The following is a 20,618-nucleotide window of genomic DNA, read 5'->3' on the forward strand; positions in this document are numbered from 1 at the left end:
CATGAATGTCGACTGATACACCGCTTTCGCGAGCAAGCCCGCTCCCACAGGGATTCGCGTCCGGCCCGGCTATAGCATTCATTCAGTGTTGTTCAAATTTGTTCATTGTCAACGGCTGGACTGTTCAGTTGTTCAGCCTGAGTTGTTCACTTTCGTTCATCAACGAACACATTTTTTTGAGAGATTTCAGGTAAGCCTAGCAAGATCAAGGGCTTGCAATTTCTGGCACGGCTTTCGCTTTTGTACGTAGGTCGCTTGACTCCAAATAATAAAAAGGCCGAGCCATGTCATTAAAGCTTGAGCATATCTGTCGCACCGTCGAAGGCCAGACCTGGATCGACGATGCCAATCTGAGTTTCGAACCCGGATCCTTCAACGTCCTGCTGGGCCGTACGTTGTCCGGCAAGACCAGCCTCATGCGGCTGATGGCCGGGCTGGACAAGCCCGACAGCGGTCGCATCCTGATGAACGGCGTCGACGTCACCAATCGCCCGGTGCGGTTGCGCAACGTGTCGATGGTCTATCAGCAGTTCATCAATTACCCGACCATGACCGTTTTCGAAAACATCGCCTCGCCGTTGCGCCAGGCTGGTGTGTCCGATGAGGTGATCCAGAGCAAAGTGCTGGAAACCGCGCGGATGCTGCGGATCGAGAAATTCCTCAAGCGTCATCCCCTGGAGTTGTCCGGCGGCCAGCAACAACGCACGGCCATGGCCCGGGCGCTGGTCAAGGATGCCGAGCTGATCCTGTTCGACGAGCCGCTGGTGAACCTGGACTACAAGCTGCGTGAGGAACTTCGCCAGGAAATGCGCGAACTGTTCCAGGCGCGGCACACCATCGCGGTCTACGCCACCACCGAGCCCAACGAGGCCTTGGCCTTGGGCGGTACGACCACGATCCTGCATGAAGGGCGGGTGATCCAGAGCGGTAAATCGTCCTCTGTGTATCACCAGCCACAAACCGTGCTGGCCGCCGAACTGTTCTCCGAGCCGCCGATCAACCTGATGCCGGGGCGCATCGCCGGCAATGAAGTGAGCTTCGCCAATTTCGTGCACTTCCCGCTGAACGTTGACCTGCGCCCGGTGGGCGAGGGTGAGTTCCGCTTCGGCGTGCGTCCCAGCCATATCTCGCTGGTGCCGAGCAACGACGACGACCTGGAGCTGGCGGTGACCGTCGAGGTCGCCGAAATCAGCGGTTCGGAAACCTTCCTGCACGTGCGCAACGAACATTTCCTGCTGGTACTGCACTTGCCGGGCGTACACGAGTACGACGTGGATGCGCCCATCCGTATCTATATCCCGACCCACAAACTGTTTGTCTTCGACGCCCAGGGCAAGTTGGTCCAAGCCCCGGGCCAGCGTATTGCGAGGGTTGCCTGATGGCTGAAATTCATTTGCAGAACCTCGCCCACAGCTACACCAGCACCCCGGCGGGCCCTGAGGACTACGCGATCCGCGAGATGAACCACGTCTGGGAGCAGGGCGGTGCCTATGCGCTGCTCGGTCCATCGGGTTGCGGTAAATCCACGTTGCTCAACATTATTTCCGGTCTGCTCAGCCCCTCCGAGGGCCAGGTGAAGTTCGACGGCAAGGTCGTCAACGAGCTGAGCCCGGAGCGGCGCAACATTGCCCAGGTGTTCCAGTTCCCGGTGGTCTACGACACCATGACGGTGTTCGACAACCTGGCGTTCCCGCTGCGCAACCAAGGCATGGCCGAGCCGAAAGTCCACACCAAGGTGCAGGAAATCGCCGAGGTGCTCGACCTGCAGAACCTGCTGGGCAAGAAAGCCCGCAACCTCACCGCCGATGAAAAACAGAAAGTCTCCATGGGCCGCGGGCTGGTGCGCGATGACGTGTCGGCGATCCTGTTCGACGAACCGCTGACGGTGATCGACCCGCATCTGAAATGGAAACTGCGGCGCAAGCTCAAGCAGATCCACGAGCAGTTCAACATCACCATGGTCTACGTCACCCACGATCAGTTGGAGGCCTCGACCTTCGCCGACAAGATCGCGGTGATGTATGGCGGCCAAATCGTGCAGTTCGGCACGCCCCGTGACTTATTCGAGCGCCCGAGCCACACCTTCGTCGGCTACTTCATCGGCAGCCCCGGCATGAACCTGATCGAGGTCACGGCGCAACCCGGTGGCGTCGGTTTCGCCTCGACCCACTTGCCGCTGTCGGCCACCTTGCAACAGCGGGTGGCCGAAGCGCAGGGCAAGCGCCTGAAGGTCGGCATCCGTCCGGAATTCATTCATGTCTGGGATGGGCCGTACGACGACGCGATGCGCGCCGAGGTGGTCCACGTCGAAGACCTGGGCACCTACAAGATCCTGACCCTCAACCTCGATGGCGCGCCACTGAAAGTGCGCCTGGCCGAAGACAAGCCGGTGCCCGAAGGCACCGCGTACATCAGTTTCCCGGCGCAATGGCTGATGGTCTATGCCGATGAATACCTGCTGGAACCGTTGAGCGAGGTGCAGCCATGAACAAGGTGCAGAACAACAAGGCCTGGTGGCTGGTATTGCCGGTGTTCCTGCTGGTGGCCTTCAGTGCCGTGATCCCGATGATGACGGTGGTCAACTATTCGGTGCAGGACATCTTCGACCAGTCCAGCCGCTACTTCGTCGGGGCCGACTGGTACAAGCAGGTGCTGCTCGATCCACGGCTGCACGATTCGCTGTTGCGCCAGTTCATCTATTCGGCGTGCGTGCTGCTGATCGAAATCCCGCTGGGGATCGCCATCGCCCTGACCATGCCGACCAAGGGTAAATGGTCGTCCCTGGTGCTGATCATCCTGGCGATCCCGCTGCTGATCCCGTGGAACGTGGTGGGCACCATCTGGCAGATCTTCGGTCGCGCCGACATTGGTTTGCTGGGCTCCACGCTCAACAGCCTGGGCATCAACTATAACTATGCGGCCAACACCATGGACGCCTGGGTCACGGTGCTGGTGATGGACGTCTGGCACTGGACGTCCCTGGTGGCGCTGCTCTGCTACTCGGGGCTGCGGGCGATTCCGGACGTGTACTACCAGGCGGCGCGGATCGACCGGGCGTCCAACTGGGCGGTGTTCCGGCACATCCAGTTGCCAAAGATGAAGAGCGTGCTGCTGATCGCCGTGATGCTGCGCTTCATGGACAGTTTCATGATCTACACCGAACCCTTCGTACTCACCGGCGGCGGGCCGGGCAACGCCACCACGTTCCTCAGCCAGACCCTGACGCAGATGGCCATCGGTCAATTCGACCTGGGTCCGGCGGCAGCGTTTTCCCTGGTGTACTTCCTGATCATTCTGTTGGTGTCGTGGCTGTTCTATACCGCCATGACGCACTCCGACGCCAACCGTTGAGGCCTGGACGATGAGCAAGAAAAAGCTGGTTCCGTTGCTGATCTACATCCTGTTCCTGCTGGTGCCCATCTACTGGCTGCTGAACATGTCGTTCAAGAGCAACACCGAGATCCTCGGCAGCCTGACCCTGTGGCCGCAGGATTTCACCTTCCACAACTACAAGGTGATCTTCACCGACCCGAGCTGGTACACCGGTTACCTGAACTCGCTGTACTACGTGAGTCTGAACACGGTGATTTCCCTGGCCGTAGCGCTGCCGGCAGCCTATGCGTTCTCGCGCTACCGGTTCCTGGGGGACAAGCACCTGTTCTTCTGGCTGCTCACCAACCGCATGGCACCACCTGCAGTGTTCCTGTTGCCGTTCTTCCAGCTGTACTCGTCCATTGGCCTGTTCGATACCCATATTGCCGTGGCTCTGGCTCACTGCCTGTTCAACGTGCCGCTGGCGGTGTGGATCCTCGAAGGCTTCATGTCCGGGGTGCCGAAAGAAATTGACGAGACGGCCTACATTGACGGCTACAGTTTCCCCAAGTTTTTCGTGAAGATCTTCGTCCCGTTGATCGGCTCAGGCATCGGCGTCACGGCGTTCTTCTGCTTCATGTTTTCCTGGGTCGAACTGTTGCTGGCGCGCACGCTCACCTCGGTGAATGCCAAGCCGATCGCTGCGGTCATGACCCGCACCGTGTCGGCCTCGGGGATCGACTGGGGGGTGCTGGCGGCGGCGGGGGTGTTGACCATCCTGCCGGGCATGCTGGTGATCTGGTTCGTTCGCAACCACGTGGCCAAGGGCTTTGCCCTGGGTCGGGTCTGAGGAGTCGATGATGGAATGGATGAACTGGACCGTCCCCACGGCGGTGTTTTTTGGGGTTATCGCCTTGTTCCTGGTAGGCATGACCACTTGGGAGTTGCGTTCGCCGAGTATTCCTCGGCGTGGTTTTCTGCCGATCACCACCACCCGTGGCGATCGGTTGTTTATCGGTCTTCTCGGTAGCGCCTACCTGCATCTGCTGGTAATCGGCGCCACCGACTGGAGCATCTGGACAGCGTTCGCGTTGTCTTGGGTGTGGCTGTTGGCAGTGATGCGGTGGGGCTAGTCGCGCATATTTGACGATCAGGCTCTTAAACCCAAACAGGAGGTCTCTATGTTCAATAAAAACAATAAGCTGCGACATAGCGTTTCATTGGCAGCCGCACTGGCACTCAGCGGGTTGAGCGCTGTGGCCTGGGCTGACGCCTATGAAGACGCCGCTAAAAAATGGATCGGCAGTGAATTCAAGCCGTCAACCCTGACAGCCGAGCAGCAGCTCGAAGAGCTCAAGTGGTTCATCAAGGCCGCCGAGCCGTTTCGTGGCATGAAGATCAACGTGGTGTCGGAAACCCTCACCACCCACGAATACGAGTCCAAGGTACTGGCCAGGGCCTTCACCGAAATCACCGGGATCCAGTTGACCCACGACCTGCTGCAAGAAGGCGACGTGGTGGAAAAGATGCAGACGGTGATGCAGTCTGACAAAAACATCTATGACGGCTGGGTCAACGATTCGGACCTCATTGGTACGCACTTTCGCTACGGCAAGACCGAATCGATCACTGACCTGATGGCCAATGAAGGCAAGAACTTCACTTCGCCGACCCTCGACATCAAGGACTTCATCGGCACGTCGTTCACCACCGCGCCGGACGGCAAGCTGTATCAACTGCCCGACCAGCAATTCGCCAACCTCTACTGGTTCCGCGCCGACTGGTTCGAACGTGCGGACCTGAAGGCCAAGTTCAAGGAGAAATACGGCTACGAGCTGGGCGTACCGGTGAACTGGTCGGCCTATGAAGACATCGCCAAGTTCTTCTCCGAGGACGTCAAGGAGATCGACGGCAAGCGCGTCTACGGCCACATGGACTACGGCAAGAAAGACCCGTCCCTGGGCTGGCGCTTCACCGATGCCTGGTTCTCCATGGCCGGCGGTGGCGACAAGGGCCTGCCCAACGGTCTGCCGGTGGACGAGTGGGGCATCCGCGTCGAGGACTGCCATCCGGTCGGCTCCAGCGTGACCCGTGGCGGCGACACCAACGGCCCGGCAGCCGTGTTCGCGACCACCAAATACGTGGACTGGCTGAAGAAGTACGCGCCACCGGAAGCGGCGGGCATGACCTTCTCCGAATCCGGCCCGGTGCCGTCCCAGGGCAACATCGCCCAGCAGATCTTCTGGTACACCGCCTTCACCGCCGACATGACCAAACCGGGTCTGCCGGTGGTCAACGCCGATGGCACGCCGAAATGGCGCATGGCGCCTTCGCCGCGCGGTCCATATTGGGAAGAGGGCATGAAGCTGGGGTATCAGGACGTGGGCTCGTGGACTTTCATGAAATCCACGCCTGAGAAACAGCGCCTCGCGGCCTGGTTGTATGCGCAGTTCGTGACCTCGAAAACCGTGTCGCTGAAGAAAACCATCGTCGGCCTGACGCCGATTCGCGAGTCGGATATCAACTCCCAGGCGATGACCGACCTGGCACCGAAACTCGGTGGCCTGGTGGAGTTCTACCGCAGCCCGGCCCGTGTGCAGTGGACCCCGACGGGGACCAACGTGCCGGACTATCCGCGTCTGGCGCAGCTGTGGTGGAGCCACATCGCCGAAGCCGCCAGCGGCGAGAAGACCCCGCAACAGGCGCTCGACGGCCTGGCCAAGGATCAGGACGCGATCATGACCCGTCTGGAACGCTCCAAGGCCCAGGCCACTTGCGCACCGAAGATGAACCCCGAGCGCGACGCGCAATACTGGTTCGATCAACCGGGCGCACCGAAGCCGAAACTGGCGAACGAGAAGCCTAAAGGCGAAACGGTGAGCTACAGCGAGTTGCTGAAATCCTGGGAGGCGGCTCGCAAGTAAAGCGTCTGATCAGTGAAAGACGAACGGCACCGAAAGGTGCCGTTTTTTTCGTCTTGCCCCCACAGGGTAGTTGTAGTGAACGCCGAATCATTGGTCACCCAGGAATCCCTGTGGGAGCGAGCCTGCTCGCGATGGAGTCGGCACATTCAACATCAATGCAAGCAGACTCACAGCTTTCGCGAGCAAGCCCGCTCCCACAGTTGATTTGAGGTGTATTGGAGACTTGCGGCTGGCGCGCACCCTGTGGGAGCGGGCTTGCCCGCGAAGGCGTCAGCCCATCCAGCATCTCAGCAATCTGACCCACCGCTTTCGCGAGCAAGCCCGCTCCCACAAGGGAGTTGTGGTGAACGCAGGATTCATGAACACCTTAAACCAAAGTGGGCTTCAGCCCGCCTTGGCCGACCCTGCCCGGGGTTGTACCGCCACGGGCGACGGTCGGGTGCTTATCAATGCTTCAAGGGCCTGGCGATAACTTCGGCCCGCCAGGCTCATGCTGTTGTTGTGGGTGGCGCCCGGCACCATCAGCAGGCGCTTGGGCTCGCGGGCGGCGTTGAACAGCTGCTGGCTGAAGCGCGGTGGCACGTAACGGTCGGCTGCGCCATGAACAATCAACAGCGGCATGTTGATCTCGGGAATCTTGTCGATAGAGTCGAACTTCTGTGACAGCAACCAGCGCACCGGCAGGGAGGTGTCCGCCATGGCCGTTGCCACATCCCCCAGGGAGGTGAACGTGGACTCGATGATCAAGCCCCGGGCCGGCACGACACGGCCTTCCCTGGCGGCCTTCTGTCCCAGGTCCGCCGCAAGGTCCACGGCAATGGCGCCCCCCAGTGAATGACCATAGATCAACCGCAGTGCCGGGTCCGGTTGCAATACTTCAAGGCGCTCCCAGGCGATCCGCGCATCTTCATAGACACTGGCTTCCGAAGGGAGATCGCCATGGCTCTTGCCAAAACCGCGGTAATCGATTGCCAGCACTGAATAGCCCATTGCGTTCAACTGCTGGATACGAAACAACTGCCCGGTCAGGTTCCAGCGCACCCCATGCAGATACAGAATGGCCGGCGCGTTCTTGCGCGTGGCCGGCCACCACCACCCATGGATGTTTTCCCCGGCCTTGAAACTCGCAGGCTTGAGATCGAACTCTTGCAGGCCCTTGGGAATCCCGCTGAACCAGGTCGCGGTGCCCGGCTCGATGCGAAACACTAACTCCCGTTCCTTGTGCTGCAACACAGCGCAGCCCACCGGCAACCCGACCACCATTGCCGCCATGAAGGAAAATGCCAGCCAGCGCCTTTTTAAAATGGGGAGGGAAAGTAAAGACATCGACGCGATTCGCTAATGGGAACAGAAGATGCGTTTTAGCAGATTCCTCCGATGGATGGAGGGTCTTTTGGCTCAGAGGCCGAGGCTTTTCAATCCAATCGAACTCCTGCGTCACGCCCTCACTCGAAAACTCAACACCCACAAACATCGAGGGCGATTTCATGACGACGCAACATTCGGATAAAGAGGTGGGGACCATGCCGGCCAAGGATGCGAGCGGCGAGCCGGTCCCGGTGGTGGAGCGCGATATCCGCCGGCCCGATCCAGACACTGACAAGGTCGACAAGGTGATTACCCCCACGTCGATCAAGAGCCACGAGCAGGACGCCGAAAAACTGAAGGACAAGATCGGGCAGGTTGAACAGAAGCTGGACCGCTGACGGCGCCATATTGTTTCTGAATCTGGATTCACACCTGTGGCGAGGGAGCTTGCTCCCGCTGGGCCGGGCTGGCGCTCCAGCGCGTAGCGGGCCTTGTTCCAGGGGACTGCTTCGCAGTCCAGCGGGAGCAAGCTCCCTCGCCACAAGGTCAACGTGAAGTGCAGGTCGACGCGCCCGTCGAGCAACGGTTGTTGGGCCAGGTCAAAGGCTCGTTCGAAGCCGTGCCTGTTTGAGGCTTTTCCAGAGCCGAAGGGCAAGCCCCAATATCAGTCCATCGGGCCGCCAGGAATAAAAACTCCAACGCCAATGCTCCAGTTGTCCGGTCATGCGTTCGTGCAATTGATGGCTGGAGTTATTGAGACTGACCCGTGACGCATCGATCCACCGCCAGTTTTCGTCCAGGCCCCAGCGAATCCATTCTTCGAGCAATACCCGGCCGCTGCCCAGGTCAGCGTGTTGCGGCAGGAACGCCAGGTTGTAGTCATACAATCGGCCTTGGTCCAGCAGGCCCAGGCGATAGCTGATGCACTCGCCGTTCAGCTCCAGCGTTACTACCCGCACCAGCCCTTGGGCGGCGAGGGCGGTGAAGGCGAGATTCATCCATTGTCGGCGAATGGGGGTGGCGAAGATGCCGACACCCTCGTCGCCTTTCCAGCTGGCGTCCTCGACTTCGGCCAGGGTTCGCAACAATTGCCCCATGCTGATGGCATCTGGCGTTATCCGGCGGATCTCGCCGCCACACGCAGCGATTCGCTTGCGCGCTCGACGCAGCTTGTAGCGTGGATCGCCAGAGACCTCCTGATGATCGCTGTCGCTGATCAGGTGCACCGGCACCCGGCAACTGAGTCGCCGCTCTCCGGTGGAACTCAGCGCCATCCAGGCGCTGAGGACGCTTTGTTCACCGACCGGTTCGATCACTTCGTTCAGTTGCAGCAACGCGTGAGGCAAGTGCCGGCGGATCTGCATCAGCGCCTGGCCCATGTCCTCGACATCCAGGCGCGCCAGCAGGGCGATGCGGTCGGCCATTGGAAAACCCAAATGATGCAGCACCCGGAACCGCAGCCCGCCGATACGTTCAAGTCCTGATATCAGGGGCAGGCACAGGCATAAGGTCTGATCCTGCCAGCCCAGCAGCACATGCAGTTGCTGCTCGGGCAACAGGGCGATTTCCGCTGCTTGCAGCCAGGCCAGGGTGTTGAACGGCGTTGAGTCGGCCACCTGGGTTCGCAGCTGTTCGTAAGCTGAGACAGGAAAGTCCGCCGCGCCCAGGGAGCGACACCATTGGAACCGGATCGCCATGGGGATCAGGCCGCTGAAGTCGAGGCAGCCGGCGGGGCCGGTTTACGAAACGCGTCCAGTACCGTGCCGGTGTAAGACGTATTGCGCAGAAGCCGCCAGCGACCGAGCAAGCAGTATAGGTGGGTGATCTGCCCGCGCTCTTGGAAGCCCATGCGGATATGCATCTTGATCGCCTGGATGTTTTGCAAATCGCAGACATCGACCATGGTGCTGCAACCGTGCTCTGCCATGACTTTCCACACTTGCAACTGCATGTCCGCCGATATCCGGGAACCCCAGTATTCAGGGATCGCCTCGCCACCGAACTGAAAGTACTCGCCAGGCTTGATCGCAAAGTTGCAGTGATAGAAATGGCGGTCGAAATAGTCCCGTGTACTGGCCCAGGCGAAACCCACGGTGTCGCCCTGATCATCCAGGTACATCAAGCCTGTGTAGCCTTCGGCCGCCAGCTCGCGCATGGTTTCGACGCGGTCGCCGAAGTGCCGGGCAAAAGCATCGGCATTGGCGACTGTGATGAACTCCAGGCGCATCGGTGGGTAGGGCCTGAGGTTATGGGGGGGAAGCGGGGTCCGTATATCATGCTCCAGCCACAGCAATCGGGTGTGGGAAAATACGTAGCGTTTGCATAGCTGCTTAAGGACGGCCCGCAGACCTTTTTTCTGAATGCGATCACGCACTCTTTGCAGAGCGTTCATGGTGCCTCCTGAGGGGTGGCAGGTTGGGGGGGAAGGGAAGCTGTCCAATTGAGGGCGAACACGGTTTCCCCTGGCAGGAGAAACCCGACCTGGCCGGCCTTGCAATCGAGCGCAGCGCTGTGGCTGCGGTTGTCCGGGCCGAAATACAGCAAGGTCATGCCAGGTTGAGGGCAGGCCGTGCCGTCGAGGCTGACCTGATGGGCTCGCGTGCTTTTGTTCACGCCCAGCAGACTGCGCTGCTTGCCGGTGGCCATGGCCAGGGCGTCGACTTCGAACGCGTCGTTGTCCAGGCGCAGCACCTGATCGAGCCAGTGTTGCTCAATGAACTGCTGGGCCAAGCCCACGGGCTTGAGCTCCAAGCGCTGATCGTCCAGCACCCGCACCATGCCTTTGGGGTACTCCGGTTCGTCGGCGGCCATGAACCAGTTGAGCATGTCCAGCCAGCCATCGGCCGAGGCGTTAATGGCCACCGATGTCCACCACAGGGCGGCGTAATGGGTTTCCTGATCGTAAGGGCTGAGACTCGAGCCACTGGAGATGTTGGTCTGGTCCAACAGCAAGGCCTTGCGTGGCCGACCCCGGCTGTCCAGTCCCACCAGGTTGGCGGCCTGGCGGACACTGTCGCGGTAGACCCGGGTCGCCAACAGGTCGCGGATCATCCACTCATGCCAGGCCAGGGCGTCGATCTGGTCGTCGGATGTCGCCAGCAGGCGCCTTGCCCAGTCGATCCCGCGCTTGTCAACAGCGTTTTCGGTGAGGGGACCATTGGTGAACTGGGAGCTGGCCGGCATGGCGATGCGCACACCGGCGCGTGCGTTGGCAGGATCGGCGCGGACCTGGGCAGCCATGCTCTGGAACATTTGCTGGAAGCTGGCGAAGTCTGGGTAACCGAGGTTCGGCTCGTCGGCAAAACTGAGGTAGTGCAGGCCTTTGCCGCCCAACGCGCGGGTCGACGTGAGCCAGGCTTGCAAGCCGCTGTGACTCGTCTGGTCGGGCTTTAGATCGGATCGGCGCTGGCTGGCGGCCAGCAGGGTGATGTCTTGGCTGATGGCGAAGCGGTCCTGGTACAAGCGTCGGAAGGCATCTTCATAAGTGGCCTTGGCCGCCGTGATATCGACGAAGCTGTAGAGGCTTGCCGCCTGGGGTTTGAGCGCATCGAGGGCGGCGTGACTGGACGGCGGCAATAACTCGTAGGGCAGGGCTGTGCCCAGCTTGGGGGTGGTGCCAAGCGACTCGTCGTGCAGTTTAAGGTGGGTCTGACCCGGATCCTGGCGCAGTGGCAGCAGGTGCTCCGGATCCTGGGCGAACAGGTTGGCGGTGCCGTCCAGCCAGAACGCGGCCTTGCCGTTGCCCTGCAGGTGCAAGCGCCAGATCTGTTCGACGTCAGCCACCGGCAGGGCGACCTGATCGAACTGCCAATAGGCCCGGTATGGCTTGAGGTTCAGTTGCAACTGCTTGCCATCGCCGACGCGCCGGGCTTGCAGCGCACGTACGCCGCCGTGAAACTTGCCTGCCAGCACCGCTTGTTCGCCAGCCGCTACCTTGAAATACAGCTCGTCGCCGTCGTGGGCTTCGGCATTGAAATGCACCTTTGCCGGGGCAAACAGGGCGCGGGTGCGCGCGTCGTGCTCAACGGTGTAGCGACGGAAGCTGTAGCCGGGAATTTCCAGGCGATAACTGGCGGCACCCGGCGGCAGCGGCCATTGCTGTTCGCCACGGGTCTGATCCGCCGTGACCAGGCGTTCACCCGCCAATCGGCCCTGGCCGTCGAGCAGATACAGGTGCTCGACATTGGCCTCGGCTTGCCAGGCGGGCACCCAGCGCACGGTGATAACGTCCGGGTGGTCGGTTTGCAGATACAGGCTGCCGTCCCGGATGCCGGTCCAGGCCATGGACGCGCCCTGGGCCGAAAGCGCCAGGCCCCACAGGCCCAGCCACAGGCTGATTCTCCAGCACCACCGCGTTGACCCCATCGCGAGCAGGCTCGCTCCCACAAGGGCATTATTGGTCCCCGTGGGAGCGGGCTTGCTTGCGAACAGGTCGGCACCTTCAACATCACGGCCAGCCGAGCGACCGCTTTCGCGAGCAAGCCCGCTCCCACAGGGGATTGATGCTGGGAACAATCTCTGCGACCGGCCCCCGTCCAGGGTGGGAGCGAGCCTGCTCGCGATGGCGTACTGGCAGGCGACGAAGAGTTTCATGCCGATTTCCCCAGGAGCATCTGGCGCATCGGCAGCAAATCACTGGGCAGGATGATCAGTGTCTGCCACAGCGCCACGCCGCTGAGGCGGCAATACATCACCAGCAGCCCCAGGGTCACGCCCAGGTAGGCGATCGAGGACGCGGCGGCAGCGCCGACGATGCCGTAGCGTGGGATCAAAATCAGGTTCAGCGCCAGGTTCAAAAGCGCCCCCCCGCCCATCAGCAGCGAAACAGCGCCGGGACGGTTCTTGCCCAGCAGGTCCAGGCGCAGGATGCTCGCATAGCACAAGCCGAACACCCCTGGCAGCAGCGCCAGCAGGGCCGGGTACGCCGGTTGATAGTCGATGCCGAACAGGGTGACGATCAGCCATTCGCCGACCAGCACCATCCCCAGGCAGGCGCCCAGCATGGCCGTGGCGGTGAGGCGCAAGGCCAGCGGGGTCAGGCGCTTCATGTCGCTGTCCTGCTGCAGCAGGCGTTTCATCAGTGGCGTGGTGACGGCTTCCGGAACGATATGAAGCAGTTCGGCCGCCGCGCTGGCCATGGCGTAGTGCCCTAGCGCCGTGCTGCCCAGCAGCGCGCCGATGAACAGGTAATCCGAGCGCGTCAACAGTTGCTGGAACAAAAGGTCTGGATGACTGCGGACACCGTACCGCAACAGTTCGATCTGGCCGATGCGATCCCAGCGCAGGGTGACCGCGTGATCGCGACGCAACCACATCAAACCCACCAGCACCACCAGGCTCAGGCCCGCCAGCCAGCTGATCAGCGCCGCTTCCAGCGCCGTGTCTTTCCACATCCAGAACAGCGCCAGGAACAGCAACAGCGGGATCAGGGATTCCATCAGCCGCAACGCGTTGAACACGCCGACACCGCCGGAGGCGTTGTGCAGCGTCAGCAGGCCGGTCTTGAGCGCCGCCAGCGGCACGGCCAGCAACAGCAGCCAGGCCAGCAATCCCAGTTGCATAGTGATGTCCAGCTCGGCGCCGAATTCACGCACCAGTGCCACCACCAGCAACGTTAGCAATCCCGCCAGCAGACAACCGAAGACCAGCACGTGGCTGAGCAACAGGCTCATCGAGCGATGCTGCGCCGCTTGATAACCCACCGCGGAATTCAGGCCTCCACTGGTGGTGGCGCTGATCAGGTCCGGCAGGGTGCTGAGCAGCGCCAACAGCCCGCGTTCGCTGGGCCCCAGAATCCGTGCCAGCAACACGTTGCGCAACAAGCGAAGGCCGATCATCGCCAGGCTAGTGCCCATGCTCAACGCCAAGAGCCTGAGGTAACGTGCGCGGTTCATGAACGGGCTCCTTGGCGAATACGCCAGGCCAATAACTCAGGGTGACAGGCGTTGCGTTGGCTGACGCCGAAACGTGGCAGGTTCAGCGGGTCGCAATCATGGCGATACAGTCCGGCCGCGGTGCCCAACGCGAACGCAAAACCATGGGCTGCCACCTGCTCGCGCACACGAGCGTCGTTGTCACCGTTGGGGTAGCAATACACCGGCAAGGGTTGCGCGCAGCCGTTTTCCAGGGCCGTGCGGCTGCGGGTCAGTTCTTCGTGCAGGCGATGGTTGTCCAACCCGGTGAGGATCGCGTGGCTGGCGCCGTGAGGGCCGAAGCGGATCAACCCGGAGTCTTCCAGCATGCGCACCTGGGTCCAGTCCAGCGCCTGGGGCTGGGAACCTTGTGGGCAGACGTCGGTGAGGTCGCTCAATATTTTTGGATCTAGGGTCTTGAGGCTTTGCAGGTAGTGCAGCAGCGCCAGGCTGCGGCGCTCGTCGTCGAGGTCATCGAGCAGCACCGGCAACGGCCGGCCGGCGAGCTGCAAATGCTCGATCAGCGAGCGCCGCACCACCTGCCCATGGCTGCCCCACAAGGTTTCGCCGATGCTCTCCCACCAGAAATGCTGGCGACTGCCGACGAAATCGGTGGAGAGGAAAATGCTCGCCGGAATCTGGTACTGGCGTAGCAGGGGAAAGGCGTTCATGGCGTTGTCGCGCCAGCCGTCGTCGAAAGTCAGGGCCACCCGGGGACGGTTTGGAACGCTTTCAGGGTCGGCCAGCAACAAAGTCATCAACGGCACGCATTCAAAATGCTGTTGCAGCCAGATCAACAAGTGTTCGAACGCTTCGGGCCCCACGCACAGTTCATTGCGATGAGGCAATTCGGCGGCGCGGTCGTTGTTCAGTATCCGGTGCAACATCAGAATGACGCCGGCGCCGCGTAATGCATGGCGACCCAGGGACGTGTTCAGGTACAGCCAGCCGCCGGTGCGCTTGATGGTGGTCTTGATGCGGGTATTGATCGGCATGGCAGGCACTCATCGAGTCTGATCGGGGTTCCATTGGTTGTAGCTGTGTCCGCGCAGGAACTGCCACAGACCGACGACCATGCCGGCCAGGGTCACCAGCACGAACGCGGCGAGGCGAAACGGTCTGGGCAAACGATGCCGCGCGTCCAACAGGCCGGCCACGGCGAAGGCGTAGCCGAGCAATTGGGCAGACAGGGCCAGGCGGTAGAAACCATGCCCGTCGAGCAGCCAGAGGTTGCCCATCAGCAGGGGCAGCAACAGCACCGGCGCCAGCCGGCGGATCAGCTTGTGGCTGATCAACGCGATGGCGTACAGGCCATGGCGCAGCGGGTTGAGTAGCTCACGCCGGGCCGCCAGGCTGATCAGGCCGCCGACGGTGACGCGCTGGCGGCGGCTGAACTGTCGGCCGGCTTCGTCCACGCCTTGATCGAGTACCTTGGCGTCGTCGACGTAGACGACGCGTTTGCCGGCGACCGGTGCGCAGGTGTTGATAAAAAAATCGTCGTTGACCAGGGCTGGAATCGGTTGGTATAGCTCGCGGCGCAACGCCTGCAGGGCACCGTCGGCCGAGACCGTGCAACCGGCGCGACTTTCCACCCGGCGCAGCCAGGCTTCGTAGTGGCGGTACAGGCTTTCGCCCACGCTCAGGCCTGAGCCTGGGACGGGAATGTTCATATTGCCGACCGTACCGCCGACTCCAGGATCGGAAAATGGCGCCAGCAGGCGCTCAAGCGTACCGTCGAGCCAGTGCACATCAGCATCGGTAAATACCAGGATATCGCCCGTGCAATGACTGACCGCGACGTTGAGCACGCTGTTCTTGCCTTGGCGCGGCAGGTCGAGCACCTCGATGCGCGGATCTTCGAAGCGGCGCGCCAGGGCCACGGTCTGATCGGTGGAGCCGTCGCTGGCGACAACGATCTGCAGGCTGGCGGCCTGATAGTCCTGGGCCAGCAGATTGCGCAGTTTGTTCTCGATAGTGCGTTGTTCGTTGTGCGCGGCGACGATCACGCTGACCCGTTGCGCAGGCAGAGGCTCAGGCCCGGGCCTGGGAAAAAATGGCCCGGCGAGCGTCAGCAGCAACGGGTAACCCAGGTAGGCGTATACCGGCAGTAACAGGCACAGCCAGAAAATGAACTCAGCCACGGGCAGGCCTCCTTGCTTTCCAATGACAAAGGCTGAGGATGAGCGCGGCGCCGGCCAGGTGCAGGCGCACCCAGTGCAGGCCCCAGAGCTGCAGCGTCAGGCACGGGTTACGGTGCTTGTGGCTTTGGTGCACGCTCAGCACCAACCCCGGCACGGTCGTCAACAGCCCCATCATGAGTGCATGTTGAGGAGCGCCAGTGACCAGCGCGCAGATCGCCAGGAAGTCCAGCAGCCAGACGAGCACAGCCAACATCGGGAAGCGCAACAGGCGCAGGCTCAAGCCATTGGTACGCAGCAACTGCACCAGACTCCCCTGGCGCCACAACTCCTTGCCCATCCACTCGCGCCAGTTCATTTCGTAGCCCCAGTGCAGGGCGGTGTATTCATTGACCGACAGTAACCGTGCGCCCTTGGCCGTCTGGCGCAGGGTTAAGTCCTTGTCCTCACCGGTGTGCAGCGTCTCGTTGAACCCTCCGGCCCTGTCGAACCATTGGCGACGCATCAGCAGGTTGGAGGTGGGCAGCCAATCTACGCGCTGCACGGTATGCCGCGAGGGGAGCGAGGTCCGTCGATGCCAGGCCGTGGCATACCAGGGTGCCTGCGCGGGGGTGTGCAGGTCCAGGCCGAATACATCGGCGGTGTCTGCGGTCTCCAACTCAAGCAAATGCGTCAGCCAGTCCTCGGGCATTTCGATGTCGGCGTCGATGAAGGCCAGCCACTCACCACTGGCGAGCGCAGCGCCGCGGTTGCGCAGGGCACCGATATGCACGCCGGGCACCAGCAGCACTCGCGCGCCCAGCTCGCTGGCGATGCGCGGGCCGTGGTCGTCGGAGCCGTTATCCACCACGATCAGCTCGCATTCCAGTTGCGCTTGTCGTGCCGCTTCCTGCGCCGCCAACAGCGTCCGGGCGATATGCCGGGCCTCGTTGTACATCGGGATGACGATACTGATACGGTTCATGACCGGGCCTCCTGCGGCGCGGACTGTTCGGCGTCGTAGCGCAAGATGCTGGTCAAGGCGAGCATGATCCAAAGTAACTTGTGGTTCGGCGCGCTCAAGAACATCAGGAACAACGCCAGCGACAGGAAACTCATGCCCAGGTGCGTCAACAGGTCCGCCTGGGCCCAGTCCCGACGCTGGAGCCAGAGTTGGCGCGTGCGCACCAGGTTGTAGAGGCCCAGCCCAATCATGCCGACAAACATCAAGCCGGCTGGCACCCCGGTTTCGCTGAAGATTTCCAGGTAGGTGTTATGGGCCTCGCGGTACAGATCCCCGCGTTTGCGATTGGCCGAGAACGCCTTGGCGTAGCCGGTAGGGGCGTAGTGCTGCGGAAACGTCCCGGGGCCTGAACCGAGTATCGGCTTCTCGCGGATCATCTGGCTGCCCACCACAATGTATGAGGCGCGGCGACCCAAGGAGCCGTCCTTATGGTCGTTGGTGCCGGAGCTGAGGATGCTCAATGACTGGATGCGTGCCACGTAGCCGGCGGGCATCAAGGCGATTGTCGCCGGGACCATGAGCGCCAGGCCGAGCATCGCGAACCCCAGGTGCCGAGGACGTACCCGTGGTAGCTGCGCCCGATAGTGATACAACCCGATCATCAGCGTGAGCAACAGCACGACCAGTCCTGAACGCGATTCGCTCTTGGTCATTCCACCCAACAACAGGATCAAAGCGCCACCCCAGAACAACCGGTGCAGCAGGTTCTGGCTGCGTAGAGTCAACAACAATGCCAGCGGTACGGTAAACACAATCAACAGCGCAAAGGCGTTCGGGTCTGCCAGCAAACCCGAGGCGCGGCCCTGATCCTGGTATTTGGCTGAAAACATCGCGAGCACGCAGGTCGTGGCGACGCTCACGGTCATCAGCCGGGCGAACATCTCCAGGTTCAGCTCGCGACCGATCAACAACGTGATCACGAACAGAATCAGCCCAACTGAGAGTTCACGCAGATGCGTCAGGGACGCGTCCATGTTTTCCGAGATCAACAGACTCAAGCCATACAGCACCAGAAAGCCGATCAACGGCTTCCAGATATTGCTACGCAAGCGCGTCGCAGGGATCTGATGCAAGGCCAGCTGCAGGAGCAGGATCAGGATCAGCGCCACGCCGAGGAATTTGCTGCCGGACAACGCGTTGTCCTTGAACAGGCCTTCGAGCGGCAGCAGCGCGGCAATGCCCAGCAAACCCCAGCCGGGCTTGCGGTACAGCATGGCGACGCCTACCAGCCCAAGCACCGCACCCGGTGCGAGAAACGGATAAGGACTGGCCAGCAAGGCCAGGCACACCAGCCCCAGTAGACTGACGATCGAGAGCGGGACAATCATGGCCGAGCCTCCCGCGCCGTGCGGATATAGAGTTGCGACCAGCGTTCGGCCAGCGTGCGCAGGTCGTAGCGGTCGCGCTGGGTGCGGCGCGCGTTGTCGGCGAGGATCCGCGCCAGGGGCGGTTCGCTGAACAACGTTTCGATCTGGCGCGCCAGCTCCTCGCTGTCGGCCGGCGTGGCGAGCAGGCCGTTGTGACGGTCCTGCAAGACGTCCGGAATGCCACCCACGCCGAACGCCACCACGGGCACGCCGGCCTGCATGGCTTCGAGCAGGATCATCGGCGTGCCTTCGGTGCGTGAACTGATCACCAGTGCATCGAGGCGGCTCCACCAGGCGTTCATGTCCGTCTGATAACCGGGCAATTCGATGCGCGTGGGCAGCCCGGCATCAGCGATGCGCTTGAGCAAGGGCTGGCGCTCCGGGCCGTCGCCGAGCATGACCGCGTGCAGCGACGCATGGCGCTGGCACAACGGGATCATCGCGTCGAGGAACAGGTCCGGGCCTTTCTCGCTGCTCAAGCGGCCGACGTAGCCGACCCGCCAGCGTTGCCTGTCGTCGCGATGAGGCAGCGGCGTCGTGACGGCCGGCAGACCGTTGGGGATCACGTCGAGTTTTTCCGCATTCACGCTGGCCTGGCGGTGCAGCGTCGCGATGCTTTCAGCCACGCACACCACTCGCTTGACCGGCGCGGTACGGCACAGTTGCAGGCTCAACCACGTATAGAAGCGTTGCTTGGGGCTGCGTGGCGTGAAGCCGTGCTGGGTGATCACCAGCGGCAGCTGCAACAGGGTCGCCGCCGCCCAGCCGAACAACAGGCCCTTGAAGTTGTGCGTATTGATCAGCGGGCGCTCGGCGCGCCGTTGCCGTAGATGCTGCAACAGTTCGGGCCAACTGGCGCAGTGGTGGCAGTCGATCCCGGCCTGGCGGAACCGCGTGATCAAAGTCGGCGGCGCCTCCAGGAACAGCACCTGATGCTGGCCGGGTGTCGCCACGCAATGATCGAGCAGCATCCGCTCGGCCCCATAGAAGCCAGCGCTGCCGAGCAGATGAATGATCGACAGGGGGCGGCTGCGCTGGGCTGGGCTGAACGGCGCGTTCAATTTTTCACCCAATGGACAAGGCTGGGCACGCTCCAGTTGCGATGCGGATTGACCTGGTCGGGAGACTGTTCGTTGATCACCAACAGCACCGGCAGATCCAATTGGTGGCCAATTTGTGCCGGATGCTTGAAGCGATGGTCGAAGAACTCACGTACATAGACCAGGGCGATCGCCAACAGCAGGCCGGTGAACAAGCCGAACGGGATAATCAGGATGGGCTTGGGAAACGCCGCCGCGGTGGGTTCGAATGGCGGGCTCAAGACCCGGGCGTTGGACAGGTCGTTGTCCAGCGAACGGGTAGAACTGGCTTCGGCGAACCGCTGGGCATAGGTGGAGAACGCCGCATGCAGGGCGTTGATCTCGGTGTCCATCTGCCGCAGCTTGCTTTGGGTTTCCTGAAGTTGGTGGATGCGTTCCTTGAAGGCGGCGATACGTTCGACTTTCTGGTTGATCACCGAGCTGACCACCGCCAGGTCGGTGGTGCGTTCCTGGATGCGGTTGTTCACCACTTTGAGGAATTGCTGGCGAGTGCGCATGATCTGCTCCCGGGCCAGCAGCATCGGTTCGCTGCCGGGCTGGAAGATCGCCAGGTCGTTCAGGTAACGGTTGACCTGGTTGGTCAATTGCTCACCCATTTGCCTGATTTCCTGATCGTCGAAGGCAACGTTGTCCACGGTGGTGGTGAAGGTGAACGGGAAGGCGTCGGTGAGTCGCGAGCTGTTCGCCGCCGCCAGGCTGGTCTTGAGGTAATCCAGCCAGCGTTGGCCTTGCAGCAGACGGTCCTGGTACAGGCTCAGCGCCTGTTCCTCGGTGTTGATTGCATTCAAGCGAAAAGTGATTTCTTCCTTGGGATCGGAAGAGCCTACGCCTTCAAGCAGCGTCAAGCGGTTACCCTCCAAGCCGTCAAGGCGAGTCTGGTACTGGATTTTTTTCTGCTCGTAGAACGTCTGGGGCAACTCTATCGATTGCAGGTCCTGGCGACCGGTGAGGTAGTTTTCCAGCAGTTGTGCCACGAACCGGGTGCCTTGGGCCGGGTCGCCGAAGCTGTAGACGATGGAGATGACGTTGGAGCCGGGCAAGGTCTCGATCTTCAGGTTTTCAATGGCTTCGTCAGTCAGCGTATCGAGCACGGTGTCGCGTACCGGATCGACCTCGAGCCCCAAGCCGTCGCGCAGCGGATTGATGACGTACTCACGCAATGGCTGGGTGACGTAGCGCTTGAGTGGTTCGCTCACCCACTTGTTGAGCACGCCCGGGCTTGGGGTGTACTCGCCCTGGTCGCGCAGGGTCTTGATGGTTTCGCGAATCAACGCCGGTGAGCGCAGGATGTTGGTTTCGGTTTCCATGTCCGCCAGGGACGGTGGAACGAACGTCGCGTTTTCCTGGTTCAGCGAAGTCGTGGCGTCGCCCTGGGAGAGCTTTTTCGACTGGACGATCACTTGGGCGGTGATATCGAAGCTCTGCTTGAGCATCAACGGCAGCACCAGGGCGATCACGGCAAAAATCAGGAAGACGCGCTTCATCCACTGTTTGTTGGCGAAGAAGATCCTGAAGAACTCGTGCAGATAGTTTTCCTTGGGGTTCATGATCGGT

Annotated in this window: 18 protein-coding genes; 7 read left to right on the top strand and 11 right to left on the bottom strand. The window is 61.6% G+C overall.

Annotated elements, in window-relative coordinates:
• The first annotated feature begins 284 nt into the window (after positions 1 to 284).
• From RGM2987_RS09240 to RGM2987_RS09265, 6 genes are read left to right on the top strand one after another with little or no spacing between them, the layout of a single operon-like run.
• Positions 285 to 1,379, top strand: a complete 1,095-nt coding sequence (locus RGM2987_RS09240; protein ID WP_072406974.1) for an ABC transporter ATP-binding protein — start codon at positions 285 to 287, stop codon at positions 1,377 to 1,379.
• On the top strand, positions 1,379 to 2,488 hold the full coding sequence (locus RGM2987_RS09245; RefSeq protein WP_245140035.1) for an ABC transporter ATP-binding protein: 1,110 nt from the start codon (positions 1,379 to 1,381) through the stop codon (positions 2,486 to 2,488). The genes RGM2987_RS09240 and RGM2987_RS09245 overlap by 1 nt, the downstream gene beginning before the upstream one ends.
• Positions 2,485 to 3,351, top strand: a complete 867-nt coding sequence (locus tag RGM2987_RS09250) for a sugar ABC transporter permease (protein WP_245140037.1) — start codon at positions 2,485 to 2,487, stop codon at positions 3,349 to 3,351. Before RGM2987_RS09245 ends, RGM2987_RS09250 begins: the two co-directional genes overlap by 4 nt.
• Positions 3,352 to 3,361: 10 nt before the next feature.
• The gene (locus RGM2987_RS09255; protein ID WP_245140039.1) at positions 3,362 to 4,162 is read left to right on the top strand and encodes a carbohydrate ABC transporter permease; all 801 of its coding nucleotides are present in this window, start codon (positions 3,362 to 3,364) and stop codon (positions 4,160 to 4,162) included.
• Between the two features lie 10 nt (positions 4,163 to 4,172).
• Positions 4,173 to 4,445: a DUF2160 domain-containing protein gene (locus RGM2987_RS09260; RefSeq protein ID WP_245140041.1), complete on the top strand. Its 273-nt coding sequence runs from the start codon at positions 4,173 to 4,175 to the stop codon at positions 4,443 to 4,445.
• Between the two features lie 48 nt (positions 4,446 to 4,493).
• The gene (locus tag RGM2987_RS09265) at positions 4,494 to 6,236 is read left to right on the top strand and encodes an ABC transporter substrate-binding protein (protein WP_245140044.1); all 1,743 of its coding nucleotides are present in this window, start codon (positions 4,494 to 4,496) and stop codon (positions 6,234 to 6,236) included.
• A 384-nt stretch (positions 6,237 to 6,620) separates the two neighbouring features.
• Here the strand turns inward: RGM2987_RS09265 and RGM2987_RS09270 are convergent, their stop codons facing one another.
• Positions 6,621 to 7,562 (bottom strand): alpha/beta fold hydrolase, encoded by a 942-nt coding sequence (locus RGM2987_RS09270; RefSeq protein WP_280639877.1) that lies wholly within the window; start codon positions 7,560 to 7,562, stop codon positions 6,621 to 6,623.
• Between the two features lie 161 nt (positions 7,563 to 7,723).
• Between RGM2987_RS09270 and RGM2987_RS09275 the strand changes: the two genes are divergently transcribed.
• The gene (locus tag RGM2987_RS09275) at positions 7,724 to 7,942 is read left to right on the top strand and encodes a hypothetical protein (RefSeq protein ID WP_245140050.1); all 219 of its coding nucleotides are present in this window, start codon (positions 7,724 to 7,726) and stop codon (positions 7,940 to 7,942) included.
• A 201-nt stretch (positions 7,943 to 8,143) separates the two neighbouring features.
• On the opposite strand, the gene RGM2987_RS09280 is transcribed toward RGM2987_RS09275, so the two are convergent.
• The 10 genes from RGM2987_RS09280 to RGM2987_RS09325 form a co-directional block, all read right to left on the bottom strand.
• On the bottom strand, positions 8,144 to 9,241 hold the full coding sequence (locus RGM2987_RS09280) for a GNAT family N-acetyltransferase (RefSeq protein ID WP_245140052.1): 1,098 nt from the start codon (positions 9,239 to 9,241) through the stop codon (positions 8,144 to 8,146).
• 5 nt (positions 9,242 to 9,246) lie between these two features.
• Positions 9,247 to 9,936 (bottom strand): N-acetyltransferase, encoded by a 690-nt coding sequence (locus RGM2987_RS09285; RefSeq protein ID WP_245140054.1) that lies wholly within the window; start codon positions 9,934 to 9,936, stop codon positions 9,247 to 9,249.
• On the bottom strand, positions 9,933 to 11,909 hold the full coding sequence (locus RGM2987_RS09290; protein ID WP_245140056.1) for a hypothetical protein: 1,977 nt from the start codon (positions 11,907 to 11,909) through the stop codon (positions 9,933 to 9,935). Before RGM2987_RS09290 ends, RGM2987_RS09285 begins: the two co-directional genes overlap by 4 nt.
• 224 nt (positions 11,910 to 12,133) lie before the next feature.
• A complete protein-coding gene (locus RGM2987_RS09295; protein ID WP_245140058.1) occupies positions 12,134 to 13,438 on the bottom strand; it encodes an oligosaccharide flippase family protein in 1,305 nt (434 codons plus the stop codon).
• Complete coding sequence (locus tag RGM2987_RS09300) at positions 13,435 to 14,451, bottom strand: polysaccharide deacetylase family protein (protein ID WP_245140060.1); 1,017 nt, start codon at positions 14,449 to 14,451, stop codon at positions 13,435 to 13,437. The genes RGM2987_RS09295 and RGM2987_RS09300 overlap by 4 nt, the downstream gene beginning before the upstream one ends.
• Before the next feature lie 9 nt (positions 14,452 to 14,460).
• Positions 14,461 to 15,597 carry a glycosyltransferase family 2 protein gene (locus RGM2987_RS09305; protein WP_245140063.1) on the bottom strand — a complete coding sequence of 379 codons (1,137 nt, stop codon included), beginning with the start codon at positions 15,595 to 15,597 and terminating at the stop codon, positions 14,461 to 14,463.
• On the bottom strand, positions 15,590 to 16,558 hold the full coding sequence (locus RGM2987_RS09310) for a glycosyltransferase (RefSeq protein ID WP_245140067.1): 969 nt from the start codon (positions 16,556 to 16,558) through the stop codon (positions 15,590 to 15,592). Before RGM2987_RS09310 ends, RGM2987_RS09305 begins: the two co-directional genes overlap by 8 nt.
• A complete protein-coding gene (locus RGM2987_RS09315; RefSeq protein WP_245140069.1) occupies positions 16,555 to 17,925 on the bottom strand; it encodes an O-antigen ligase family protein in 1,371 nt (456 codons plus the stop codon). Before RGM2987_RS09315 ends, RGM2987_RS09310 begins: the two co-directional genes overlap by 4 nt.
• The gene (locus RGM2987_RS09320) at positions 17,922 to 19,025 is read right to left on the bottom strand and encodes a glycosyltransferase family 4 protein (protein ID WP_245140072.1); all 1,104 of its coding nucleotides are present in this window, start codon (positions 19,023 to 19,025) and stop codon (positions 17,922 to 17,924) included. Before RGM2987_RS09320 ends, RGM2987_RS09315 begins: the two co-directional genes overlap by 4 nt.
• Entirely contained in the window at positions 19,022 to 20,611 is a 1,590-nt protein-coding gene (locus RGM2987_RS09325) for a Wzz/FepE/Etk N-terminal domain-containing protein (RefSeq protein WP_245140074.1), read from the bottom strand. The genes RGM2987_RS09320 and RGM2987_RS09325 overlap by 4 nt, the downstream gene beginning before the upstream one ends.
• Between the last annotated feature and the right edge of the window lie 7 nt (positions 20,612 to 20,618).

It is taken from the genome of Pseudomonas sp. RGM2987, from assembly GCF_022952855.1.
Classification (GTDB): domain Bacteria; phylum Pseudomonadota; class Gammaproteobacteria; order Pseudomonadales; family Pseudomonadaceae; genus Aquipseudomonas.